This window comes from Nonomuraea sp. NPDC005983 (assembly GCF_040614375.1).
Lineage (GTDB): Bacteria > Actinomycetota > Actinomycetes > Streptosporangiales > Streptosporangiaceae > Nonomuraea.
Genome location: NZ_JBEXUP010000216.1, coordinates 1 through 11,285, shown reverse-complemented (window position 1 = coordinate 11,285; position 11,285 = coordinate 1). Strand labels below are relative to the sequence as shown.

At 69.3% G+C, this 11,285-nt stretch carries 12 protein-coding genes, 1 tRNA gene and 1 pseudogene; 2 read left to right on the top strand and 12 right to left on the bottom strand.

Translation table 11 applies throughout. The annotated features are described in order from the left end of the window. From ABZ297_RS44395 to ABZ297_RS44355, 9 genes and pseudogenes are all read right to left on the bottom strand, one after another. Positions 1-1,133 (bottom strand): annotated as a pseudogene (locus ABZ297_RS44395) (glycosyltransferase family 39 protein); the annotation flags it as partial. A gap of 747 nt (positions 1,134-1,880) precedes the next feature. After that, a complete protein-coding gene (gene rplL, locus ABZ297_RS44390) occupies positions 1,881-2,276 on the bottom strand; it encodes a 50S ribosomal protein L7/L12 (RefSeq protein WP_355359811.1) in 396 nt (131 codons plus the stop codon). A gap of 69 nt (positions 2,277-2,345) precedes the next feature. After that, positions 2,346-2,870, bottom strand: coding sequence for a 50S ribosomal protein L10 (rplJ, locus tag ABZ297_RS44385; protein WP_355359808.1), 525 nt, complete (start codon positions 2,868-2,870; stop codon positions 2,346-2,348). A 237-nt stretch (positions 2,871-3,107) separates the two neighbouring features. Next, positions 3,108-3,932 (bottom strand): LppX_LprAFG lipoprotein, encoded by an 825-nt coding sequence (locus tag ABZ297_RS44380; protein ID WP_355359805.1) that lies wholly within the window; start codon positions 3,930-3,932, stop codon positions 3,108-3,110. Between the two features lie 518 nt (positions 3,933-4,450). Then, positions 4,451-5,170, bottom strand: coding sequence for a 50S ribosomal protein L1 (gene rplA, locus ABZ297_RS44375; protein WP_350812839.1), 720 nt, complete (start codon positions 5,168-5,170; stop codon positions 4,451-4,453). A 59-nt stretch (positions 5,171-5,229) separates the two neighbouring features. Further along, a complete protein-coding gene (gene rplK / locus ABZ297_RS44370; protein WP_355359801.1) occupies positions 5,230-5,661 on the bottom strand; it encodes a 50S ribosomal protein L11 in 432 nt (143 codons plus the stop codon). 115 nt (positions 5,662-5,776) lie between these two features. After that, on the bottom strand, positions 5,777-6,541 hold the full coding sequence (gene nusG, locus ABZ297_RS44365) for a transcription termination/antitermination protein NusG (protein ID WP_355359798.1): 765 nt from the start codon (positions 6,539-6,541) through the stop codon (positions 5,777-5,779). Between the two features lie 67 nt (positions 6,542-6,608). After that, positions 6,609-6,854, bottom strand: coding sequence for a preprotein translocase subunit SecE (gene secE / locus ABZ297_RS44360; protein WP_350812842.1), 246 nt, complete (start codon positions 6,852-6,854; stop codon positions 6,609-6,611). Between the two features lie 76 nt (positions 6,855-6,930). Continuing rightward, a tRNA-Trp gene (locus ABZ297_RS44355) sits at positions 6,931-7,003 on the bottom strand. Positions 7,004-7,161: 158 nt separating this feature from the next. On the opposite strand from ABZ297_RS44355, the gene ABZ297_RS44350 reads away from it, so the two are divergent. After that, positions 7,162-8,370 (top strand): pyridoxal phosphate-dependent aminotransferase, encoded by a 1,209-nt coding sequence (locus tag ABZ297_RS44350; RefSeq protein ID WP_355359795.1) that lies wholly within the window; start codon positions 7,162-7,164, stop codon positions 8,368-8,370. Positions 8,371-8,412: 42 nt separating this feature from the next. Here the strand turns inward: ABZ297_RS44350 and ABZ297_RS44345 are convergent, their stop codons facing one another. Together ABZ297_RS44345 and ABZ297_RS44340 are read right to left on the bottom strand one after the other, a co-directional pair. Next, positions 8,413-8,919, bottom strand: a complete 507-nt coding sequence (locus tag ABZ297_RS44345) for a hypothetical protein (RefSeq protein WP_355359792.1) — start codon at positions 8,917-8,919, stop codon at positions 8,413-8,415. A gap of 41 nt (positions 8,920-8,960) precedes the next feature. Further along, on the bottom strand, positions 8,961-9,569 hold the full coding sequence (locus ABZ297_RS44340) for a hypothetical protein (RefSeq protein WP_355359789.1): 609 nt from the start codon (positions 9,567-9,569) through the stop codon (positions 8,961-8,963). Positions 9,570-9,716: 147 nt separating this feature from the next. Here ABZ297_RS44340 and ABZ297_RS44335 point away from each other — a divergent pair, with 147 nt between their 5' ends. Next, positions 9,717-10,736: an adenosine deaminase gene (locus tag ABZ297_RS44335; RefSeq protein WP_355359786.1), complete on the top strand. Its 1,020-nt coding sequence runs from the start codon at positions 9,717-9,719 to the stop codon at positions 10,734-10,736. Positions 10,737-10,751: 15 nt separating this feature from the next. Here the strand turns inward: ABZ297_RS44335 and ABZ297_RS44330 are convergent. Further along, positions 10,752-11,285 (bottom strand): hypothetical protein (locus tag ABZ297_RS44330; RefSeq protein WP_355359783.1); only part of this gene is annotated, 534 nt, incomplete at its 5' end.

Genomic DNA, 11,285 nt, shown 5'->3' with positions numbered 1-11,285 from the left:
GGAGGCGGTGTCGAGCGCGTACGCCGCGGGCCCGGCCAGCCCCGCCAGCAGCGCCGCCACCACTCCCCCCAGCACCCACCTGCGCCACCTCGGCACGGCGAGCAGCCGCCCGAAGGCCAGCACTCCCGCGGCGGCCAGCCCCACGACGCCCACGACGAGGCCGAGCCACGAGTTCCACTCAGCGCTGCGCGACAGCAGCACGTACGCCCACACCGCCGTCACCGCGGTGACCACCGCCAGCGCGGCGAAGGCCCTCCGCTCCCACAGCAGGGCGACCCCCATTCCCACCAGCATGGCGATCGCCGGAGCCAGCGCAACGGTGTAGTACGCGTGGAAGATCCCCTGCATCAGGCTGAAGACGAGCCCGGTGACGACCAGCCAGCTCCCCCACGTCCAGAAGGCGGCCCGGACCGGATCCGCCCGAGGCGCCCGCCAGGTCACCCAAGTGGCGGCGGCCAGCAGTACCAGGGCCGCCGGCAACAGCCACGAGATCTGCCCGTCGGCCTCGGTGTCGAACAACCGCAGCCACCCGGCCTGCTGGTTCAGGTTCCCCAGCCCGCCGTAGTCCGCCCCGTTGAGCCGCCCGATCCCGTTGTAGCCCAGCGCGAGCTCCAGGACGCTGTTCCCCTGCGACCCGCCGATGTACGGCCGGTCAGCGGCGGGCACGAGCGCCACGACCGCCACCCACCACCCGGCGGACACCACCATGGCCAGCCCGGCCAGCAGCAACTGCCGCACCCGTCGCCAGACAGCCACCGGACCGGTCACCAGATAGACCAGCGCGAACCCGGGCAACACCAGGAACGCCTGCAGCATCTTGGCCAGGAACGCGAAACCCACCGCCGCTCCCGCCAGCACCAGCCACCAGGTGGCCCCCCGCTCCTGCGCCCGGACGACGCAGTACCCGGCCACGGTCAGCAGCAACACCAGCAACGCGTCGGGGTTGTTGAACCGGAACATCAACACGGCCACCGGAGTGAGCGCCATGACCCCGCCCGCGAGCAACCCCGCCCAACGGGAAAGAGCCGCCGCACGGTCGCGTACACCACGGCCACCGTGCCCACGCCCATGAGCGCCTGCGGCACCAGGATGCTCCACGAGTTCAGCCCGAACAGCCGCACGCTCAACGCCATCGGCCACAGCGAAGCAGGCGTCTTGTCGACAGTGATCGCCCCAGCTGCGTCGGACGCCCCGAAGAAGAACGCCTTCCAGCTCTGGCTACCGGCCTGCACGGCGGCGGAGTAGAACGCGTTGGCCCACCCGGAGGCCCCGAGCCCCCAGACGTACAGCGCGGCGGTGGCGAGCAGCAGCAGGCCCAGCCCCGCATGACGAGCCTTCGGACGCGCGACGATGTTCAGCACATCCGCACGCTAAGCAGGCGCCCTCACCGAGCGATGAGACGCGCATGAGAATCGCGTGAGCCCGTCCAAGAACGCGTTGTAACGGCGAGCACCCCGTGAGCCTTCACGACCAGCGCTCGACGGACGCCGGCCCGCTACGGCGGCGCGGGCAACCCATGCGAAGCCGTACAAGACCGTGGGTCTCACAGACGCACGGCGGCGCGCCGAACCACGCCAGACGGCACCCAACCACGCCGGACGCGCCCCCAGCCGCAAAGGAGGCCACGCACCCATGACTCAAAAGAGATCACGCACCAGACGGCAGCCCGACGCGGGGGTGATCGCACGCCTGAGCGCGAGAAGAGACAGCGCCCCCAACGAACGGACGCCGCGCCGAACGACGCCTTACGCATCTCAATCTGAGCGTTCCGGCCTGGGCACGGAGTCGGCGCGGACCCTGAATGCGGACACGAAAAAGGCGGCCCACCCGGCACCAGGGTGTGGCCGCCTCTTTCGAAGAAGAGTCGCGTGAAGCAGAAGTTACTTCACGGTGACGGTGGCGCCGGCGCCCTCGAGGGCAGCCTTGGCCTTCTCCGCCTGCTCCTTGTTGACCTTGCCGTCGAAGACCGGCTTCGGAGCGCCGTCGACCAGGTCCTTGGCCTCCTTGAGGCCCAGGGACGTCAGGGCGCGGATCTCCTTGATGACCTGGATCTTCTTGTCGCCGGCAGCCTCGAGGATGACGTCGAACTCGTCCTGCTCCTCGGCCTGGGCGGCAGCGCCACCGTCACCGGCAGCGGCGGGGGCAGCGGCAACCGCGACGGGGGCGGCGGCCTTGACGTCGAAGACTTCCTCGAACTGCTTCACGAACTCGGAAAGCTCGAGGAGGGTCATCTCCTTGAACGCGTCGAGCAGCTCGTCGGTGCTGAGCTTCGCCATGATGGTTTCCTCCGTATGGATCTTGCGAAAACTAGGATCGGGACCGCGGGTGTTGCGGCAATCCCCGTGCTACTCGCCCGCCTCTTCGCGCTTCGCGCGAAGGGCTTCGGCCAGCTGAGCCATGTTGGTGGGCAGCGCGGCGAACATCGCGGCAGCAGCGCTCTGCTTCGCCTTGAGCGCGCCAGCAAGCTTCGCGAGGAGCACCTCGCGGGACTCGAGGTCGGCGAGCTTGGTGATTTCGGATGCGTCCAGCTTCTTGCCGTCGAGGACGCCGCCCTTGATCACCAGAAGGGGATTGGCCTTGGCGAAGTCACGCAGACCCTTGGCCGCCTCGACAACGTCGCCGCTGACAAAGGCGATCGCGGTCGGACCGGTGAGCAGGTCGTCAAGACCCGCGAGACCGGCCTCGGTGGCCGCGATCTTGGTAAGGGTGTTCTTCGCCACGGCGAACTTCGCATTCTCACCGAGAGAGACGCGCAGCTGCTTGAGCTGTGCGACGGTGAGACCGCGGTACTCGGTCAGAACGGCGGCGGCGCTGCCTTCGAACTCGCTCTTGAGCTCGGCAACCGCTGTCGCCTTATCCGCCCTCGCCATGGGCCTCCTTCCAGATGTGCCGCCAGCGAAGGCCCAGACATGAGAACAGCCCCGGGCGCAGGGCACACGGGGCTCACGCACATGATTCACACCATGTGGGAAACTCGTATCACACCTGCGCGGGCCGTCCGCATGAAGCGGATCCTTCGGTCGCCAGGCTTTGAGGCACCTGACGACGACCGGCGGTCTTCGGCAACGACCAGAGTACGTGCTGGCCGCCGAGTTTCCAAATCGCTCTCAGTTGGTGGTGCTGTTGGGCAGGTCCCCGACCTGGTCGGCGGGCGGGGTCTGGATGTTGACGGGCTCGTTGAAGCCCTTGAACAGCATGGTCGCGTCCAGCGTGGCGCCTTCCTTGGCGCCGTTCAGCGCCAGCTTGCGGGGCAGGCCGTCGCTGCCGACCCAGATGTCGAACTTGACGTCCTTGAGTTCGGCGAGGTTGGACTTGGCCGGCTCCTGCTCGTCGGCGGGGAGCAGCTGGACGGCGGCGTCGACGGGGAACGTCCCGCTGTAGTGGGTCGTGTCGGTACCGTCGACGGTCTCGTTGCCCGCTGCCTTCACGTCCTGGGACGCGGTGACCAGCTTGGTGACGTTGGCGAGGTCGAACTGCTGGATCTGGTCCAGGTACTGCTTGACCTCCCCGGGCGAGCCAACGTCGGTCAGCGGCACCTTGATCCACGGCTTGGTCGCGCCGAGCATCTCCTTGAGCGCCTCTACCTTGACGTAGACGGTGTCGCCCTGGAGCACGGCCCGCACCCCGCCCGGTAGGCCCCGCCCGCCCATGTCGACGGTGTCGAGCGTGAGATCGACGGCGAGCGGCTGCCGCTGGTACAGCATCCGCCCCTGCACCTTGCCGTTGCCTTCCTGGGTGTGCGTCACGTTCGCGACGGCGTCCACCGTGTAACTGGTGACTTCCTGGGTCTTCTGCGCGGCCTGTGCGAGCACCTCGGAGGCTGCCAGCTTGACCTGGATGGGCTGCGCGTTCGATCCACAACCGGCGACCGCGACCGCGACGAGGGCGGCACCGGCCGCGGCGGTGGCGAGAGAATACCTACGCTTCAGCATGTTTTGACCCTACGTGTCGGCGTCTCCGTCGTGGCGTCTTCCCTGAAGATCTAGGGGAAAACCTAGGGATGTCCCGGAGCCTCGTGTCCCCCGAGGACCGCACCGAACCGCCCGACCAGGCGGACACGCAGCCGCGCCGGAGCTCGCGCCTGCCGCAAAGCCACCAGATTGTCACCCCTCCGGCACCCGCGCAGACCGCGACCTGCCTGCCAGGCGCATCTCACAGCGAAGCCGCACACCGACGGCACCTGTCCGCGAGGAGCGAGGCTACGCGACGCAGCCCGAGGCGCGAGGCGGCCGCAGGGGCGCGCCGTTGTCGGCGCAAGGGCGCAGAACCCGCACCTGGAGTCAGGCGGAGGCACACCGCCCTACGAGCCGCCACAGCCACGCGGGCACGCCAAAGTCGGCGCGCAGCCCGAGGTCAGCACGAAAACACAGAAAGCCCCCGCCTGAAGTCAGGCGGGGGCTCGCTGCTCTGCCAGGTCGCGTACGCATGCGTACGCGTAAGGCCGGTTCGGTTACGCCTCGAGCTCGGCCGTGAGGCCGCGGGTGAGGTTGGGGTCGACCGGAACGCCGGGGCCCATCGTGGTGGAGAAGGTGACCTTCTTCAGGTAACGGCCCTTGGCGGCCGACGGCTTGAGACGGAGCACCTCGTCGAGCGCGGCCGCGTAGTTCTCGATGAGCTGGCGCTCGCCGAACGACGTCTTGCCGATGATGAAGTGCAGGTTCGCCTGCCGGTCGGTGCGGAACTCGATCTTGCCGCCCTTGATCTCGGTGACGGCCTTGGCGACGTCGGGCGTCACGGTGCCGGTCTTGGGGTTCGGCATGAGACCGCGCGGGCCGAGGACGCGGCCCAGGCGGCCGACCTTGCCCATGAGGTCAGGGGTGGCGACGACGGCGTCGAACTCGTTGAGCCGGTTGCCCTTGGCGATCTCGTCGATCAGCTCGTCGGCCCCGACGATGTCGGCGCCGGCCTCGCGGGCTGCCTCGGCACGGTCACCGGTCGCGAAGACCAGGACCCGGGCGGTCTTGCCGGTGCCGTGCGGGAGGTTGACCGTGCCGCGCACGATCTGGTCGGCCTTGCGAGGGTCGACGCCCAGCCGGAGCGCCACTTCGACGGTGGCGTCGAACTTGGTGGTGGACGTCTCCTTGGCGAGCTTCGCCGCCTCGACGGGGGTGTAGAGCTTGTCGCGGTCGACCTTGGCGGCCGCGTCCTTGTGCGCCTTGCTGCGCTGCATGTCTGTCTCCTTGTGGTGTGCGGGCCGGAATCCGGCCCTCCCACGGTTCGGGAAGGGTGTCAGTCGGCGACGGTGATGCCCATCGACCGGGCGGTGCCGGCGATGATCTTCTCAGCGGCCTCGACGTCGTTGGCGTTGAGGTCCGGCATCTTGGTCTCGGCGATGCTGCGGAGCTGCTCGCGGCTGAGCTTGCCGACCTTGTCCTTGTGCGGGACCGCGCTGCCCTTGTCGATGCCCAGAGCCTTCTTGATCAGCTCAGGCGCCGGGGGCGTCTTCGTGACGAAGGTGAAGCTGCGGTCCTCGAAAATGGTGATCTCAACGGGGATGATGTTGCCCCGCTGGGCCTCCGTCGCAGCGTTGTACTGCTTGACGAAGTCCATGATGTTGACGCCGTGCGGACCGAGGGCGGTACCGACGGGCGGCGCGGGCGTGGCCTGTCCAGCGGGCAGCTGGACCTTCACCAAGGCCGCAATCTTCTTCTTTGGAGGCATGATCCTTCTCCGGGTCCTGAGTGTGTTGCGAAACCCCACGGATGTGAGGGATCCACGACATTCCTGGGATCACCCTCACATGTGTGGGGACGACGTATCAGCCTACGTGATCGTCTTAGATCTTCGAGACCTGGTTGAACGAGAGCTCGACCGGAGTCTCGCGACCGAAGATCGAGACGAGCACCTTGAGCTTCTGCGACTCGGGGCTGATCTCGCTGACCGAGGCGGGCAGCGTGGCGAACGGGCCGTCCATGACGGTGACGGACTCGCCGATCTCGAACTCGACCGTGGGGCCCGTGGTCGACTTGGCGGCGGCCTTCTTGCTCTCTTCCGTCGGCTCGGGCGCCAGCAGCTTGGCGACCTCGTCGAGGCTGAGCGGGCTCGGCTTGTTCGACAGACCCACGAAACCGGTCACGCCAGGCGTGTTCCGGACGGCGGCCCAGGACTCGTCGGTCAGCTCCATGCGCACCAGCACGTAGCCGGGGAGCACCCGCTCCTTGACCGGCACCTTCTTGCCGCTCTTGAACTCCTGGACGGTGTGCGTCGGCACCTCGACCTGGTAGATGTAGTCCTCCATGTTGAGCGACACGTTGCGGCTCTCGATGTTGGACTTGACGCGGTTCTCGTAACCGGCGTAGGAGTGGATCACGTACCACTCGCCGGGCAGCCCGCGCAGGGAGAGTTTGAACTCCTCGACAGGATCGACGTCGGGCAGCGTCTCACCGTCTTCGTCGGCGGCGGGAGCCTCGTCGGCGGCCTCCTCGTCGCTCTCGGCGACCTCGGCCTCGTCGACGATCTCCTCAGCGGCCTCGACGGGCTGTTCCGGCTCGCCGCCCCACTCGTCGCGGGGGCCGTCGGCCGGCACTGAAGACTCGGACACGGTGACTCTTCCTCTTTCGTCGAATCGAAGGGCGACTCCGTCAGGTGGCACCAGGCGGTGTCGCGGCTCAGGCTCCGCCGAAGACGCGGAGGACCGCCCAGCCCAGGGCGCTGTCGAACCCGTACACGATCGCAACCATGATCAGAACGAATACCAGAACGACCGTGGTATAGGTGACGAGATCCTTACGTGTCGGCCAAATGACCTTACGGAGCTCATTGACGACCTGCCGGTAGAAAAGGGCAGGCGAAGTGCGTGTCTTCTTTTCGCCACTAGGCTTGCCTGCGGTCTCGCCGCGCGTGTCGATCGCCACAGTCCTCACCTGATCTGTCGTATCCAACGCAGTTTGCGGCGCGCTTACACGCCTACTGTTGCGCGGACCGCACTCGCAGGGCACGAGGGACTCGAACCCCCAACCGCCGGTTTTGGAGACCGGTGCGCTACCAATTGCGCCAGTGCCCTATGTCGTCAACCACACTACCCTGATTGACTCACTGCCTGGACCGAACCGCACGTCGACATGCGGCGGTACGACCAGGCGAGAGTGTATCGGGGTAATGCCCGCCACGTCGAACCAGAACCTGATCGCCCAGGTCACGTGCACGTGGGAGCATGGAAACATGTCCACCCGACCCCGTGTCTCCACACGAATTTCCGCGATATCCGAGTCCGCGACACTCGCCGTGGACTCCAAGGCGAAGGCGATGAAGGCGGCCGGCCGCCCGGTCATCGGCTTCGGCGCGGGCGAGCCCGACTTCCCGACGCCCGGCTACATCGTCGAAGCAGCGGTCGAGGCGGCCCGCGATCCACGCTTCCACAAGTACACCCCGGCGGGCGGCCTGCCCGAGCTCAAGCAGGCGATCGCCGACAAGACGCGGCGCGACTCCGGCTACCAGGTCGAAGCGTCGCAGGTGCTGGTCACCAACGGCGGCAAGCAGGCCGTCTACGAGGCGTTCGCGACGCTGCTCGACCCGGGCGACGAGGTCCTGGTCGTGGCGCCCTACTGGACCACCTACCCGGAGGCGATCAAGCTCGCGGGCGGCGTCCAGGTGGACGTCGTCACCGACGAGACGACCGGCTACCTGGCAAGCGTGGAGCAGCTGGAGGCGGCGCGCACGGAGCGCACCAAGGTCCTGCTGTTCGTCTCACCGTCCAACCCGACGGGGGCCGTCTACTCGCGCGAGCAGACGGTGGCGATCGGCCGCTGGGCGGCCGAGCACGGCCTGTGGGTCGTCACCGACGAGATCTACGAGCACCTCGTGTACGGCGGCACCGAGTTCACCAGCATCGCCACGGCCGTCCCCGAGCTGGGCGACCGCGTCGTGATCCTGAACGGCGTGGCCAAGACCTACGCCATGACGGGCTGGCGGGTGGGCTGGATGATCGGCCCGGCCGACGTGGTCAAGGCGGCGACGAACATGCAGTCGCACGCCACGTCCAACGTGGCCAACGTGTCGCAGCGGGCGGCGCTGGCCGCGGTCGCGGGCGACCTGTCGGCGGTCGCGCGGATGCGCGAGGCGTTCGACCGCCGCCGTCAGACGATGGTCCGCATGCTCAACGAGATCCCGGGCGTGTTCTGCCCCGAGCCTCAGGGCGCGTTCTACGCCTACCCGTCGGTCAAGGAACTGCTGGGCAAGGAGCTGCGCGGCAGGCGTCCGCAGACCTCGGCCGAGCTGGCGGAGCTGATCCTGGAGGAGGCGGAGGTGGCGGTCGTCCCCGGCGAGGCGTTCGGCACTCCCGGCTACTTCAGGCTGTCGTACGCGCTGGGCGACGACGACCTGGTCGAGGGCGTCAGCCGCCTGTCCAAGCTGCTGTCAGAGGCGCACTGAGCCCGCGGGCGTCCCGCACCCGAGCGTGCGGGACGCCCGAGGTCAGCTGAGTGGTGTGACGCCGCCCACGATCCTGTTCAGCTCGGCGGCGAGTCCGGGCGTGGCGGTGACGAAGACGGCGGTGCCCGGCCGTTCGAGCCACATGAAGGCGCGCGTGCCGCCGGACGTCCGCCACCGCAGCGCGGGCTTGCCGTGGTAGGCGCCGAGGCTGGACCTGCGGACGAGTGTGGCGAACACCTCGGCCGAGCGGACCCCGCACACCACGCCGACCCGCACCTCCTCCCCGCCTCCCTTCCAGGCCCAGCCCTGCACCTTGAGTCGCTTCGTCAGCGAGGCGAGCCGGGTGAAGGCGCCCGTGCGGGTGAGCCCGTCGGGCAGGCGTGTGATGCCCACCGGGCCGGAGCCGCAGGTCAGCGTGGGCACCTCGGAGACCGACGGCGCCGGGGCCGCGGTCGGGATCGCCGGGACGGCGGTGCCGCACGCGGAGAGTGACAGGGTGCCGCATACGGCCAGGGACAGCATGAGCGACGGTGCCGTCAGGCGCCGCATCGACCCCCCATGACTCTTTGTGAATGCGCGGAGAAAAGGCCCTAGTTTCCTACAGGAGCCTCGACCGATGCGGCAATTGGCAGCAATTCTTCGCTGAGCGTCCGGCTCACCTTGATCCACGCGCCGGTGCCGGCGCGTTCCAGCCAGACGATCTCCTGGCCGCCGTCGGGGGTCTCGCCGACCATGGCGGGCTTGCCGCGGATCGTGCTGTTCCTGGCGTTCCGCAGCGGGTTGCGCGCTCGGTAGGTGTCCCAGTCGGCGGCGACCGTCCCGTGCTCGACCTGGGCCTCGACGACGCCGGCGGTGGAGGAGAACTTGGCCCAGCCGCCCTCGACTCCGGGCTCCGGCCTGATCACGCCGCCTCCGGTGCGTTCGAGCCCGGCGGGCAGGTAGGTGAGCCAGAAGTCGTCGGAGATGACCGCGAGGGTGGTTCGGCCCTGGGCCGGGGTGGGGCCGCTCACCCCTCCCCCGGCGAGTCCGGCGCCGACAGGGTCCACGACGGGTCCGGACGCCCCCGCGACGGCGGCGCGGTGGAGACGTCCGAAGCCCGAGGCGAAGAGGCCGTAGATGATGAGGACCGTGACACCGAGCGCGACTAACGCCAAGGCTCCGCGTCGCATCTGCCCGAGTTCCGGCCCGTCAGGGATCATGCACGGATGATCCCCTGTTTGACCCCGGTCGTACCGGGGCTTTACCCGACCGGTCAGGTCTCTTTCTGCTGCATTGCCCTTCCGGGCGCCGGCGTTAGCCTGGCGACGTTGGGGCTGTCGTCGCTGGCCAGGTGGCAAGATGTGGAAATGCCACGTCCGCTAGACACGCTGCCCAAGGCCCATCTGCACCTGCACTTCACCGGCTCGATGCGGCATTCGACGTTGATCGAGCTGGCCGGGGAGCAGGGTTTGCACCTGCCTGACGCGCTGGTCGAGGACTGGCCGCCGCGGTTGCGGGCCACCGACGAGCGCGGGTGGTTCCGGTTCCAGCGGCTGTACGACATCGCGCGGTCGGTGCTCAGCACGCCGGAGCACGTCTACCGGCTGCTGCGGGAGACGGCCGAGGACGAGGTCGCGGCGGGGTCGCGGTGGCTGGAGATCCAGGTCGACCCGTCGGGCTTCGCGCAGCGGTTCGGCGGGCTGACGGCCACGCTGGAACTGATGCTCGACGCGGCGGCGCAGGCCGCCCAGCGGGCGGACGTGGGCGTCGCGGTGGTGGTGGCGGCCAACCGCACCAAACATCCGCTGGACGCCAACACGCTCGCCCGGCTGGCCGCGCAGTTCGTGGGCCAGGGGGTCGTGGGGTTCGGGCTGTCCAACGACGAGCGGCGCGGAGAGGCCCGCGACTTCGAACGGGCGTTCAGGATCGCCAGGCGCGCCGGGCTGGTGGCCGTCCCGCACGGGGGCGAGTTGCTCGGGCCGCGCAGCATCGCGCAGTGCGTCGACGATCTCGGCGCCGACCGGGTGGGCCACGGCGTGCGGGCGGCCGAGGACGAGCGGCTGATGGAGCGGCTGGCCGACCGGCAGATCTGCTGCGAGGTGTGCCCGACGTCGAACGTGGGGCTGGGGGTGGCGGAGCGGGCCGCCGACGTGCCGCTGCGGCGGCTGTTCGACGCGGGGGTGCCGATCGCGCTGGGGGCCGACGACCCGCTGCTGTTCGGGTCGCGGCTGTTGCGGCAGTACGAGCTGGCCCGCGAGGTGTACGGGTTCGACGACGCGGAGGTGGCCGAGCTGGCGCGGCAGTCCGTGCGGGCGTCGGCGGCGCCGGAGCCGGTGCGCAAGGAGCTGCTGCAGGGCGTGGACGACTGGCTGGCCTCCCCGGAGTGAGGCGTGGCCGGGGCGTCAGCGGAGAGACCCGGCGATCCGGGCCGCGCGCTCCTTGGAGCCGGCGCCTTCCAGGCGGTAGCCGACCGTGCCGGCCTGCCAGATGAGGGTGGGCGCCGCCTGCCGCAGCGGCACCTGGGTGCCGTCCTCTCGCTGGATGTAGCCGAGCGGATGTGTACCTCCGAGCCACCAGCCGGTGCGTCCGGCGACCGTGACCTCCTCGGGCCAGGGCGGGCCCACGCTCTTGAAGAAGTACGGGCTCAGCCGCCCGTCGAACTGGTCGAGCCTGATGCCGCCCGGCCAGAACATCGACACGACCCTGCCCTGGTCGTTCACGGTCGCCCTCTCCGGTTCGCCGAGCTCGGCGGGGGTCCGGACGGGGAACGTCACCAGCCCGGCCACCTCGCCGGGCGGGACGGCCCGCTCGCCCGGCAGCGGCGCGGGGGTGGCAGGGGCGGGCGCGGGATCGCCGAACCGGAGCTCGATCCCGGCGTAGTGCAGGATCCGCACCACGGCGGCCCGTCCCTGGGGGGTGGCCGCGGTGATCGCCAC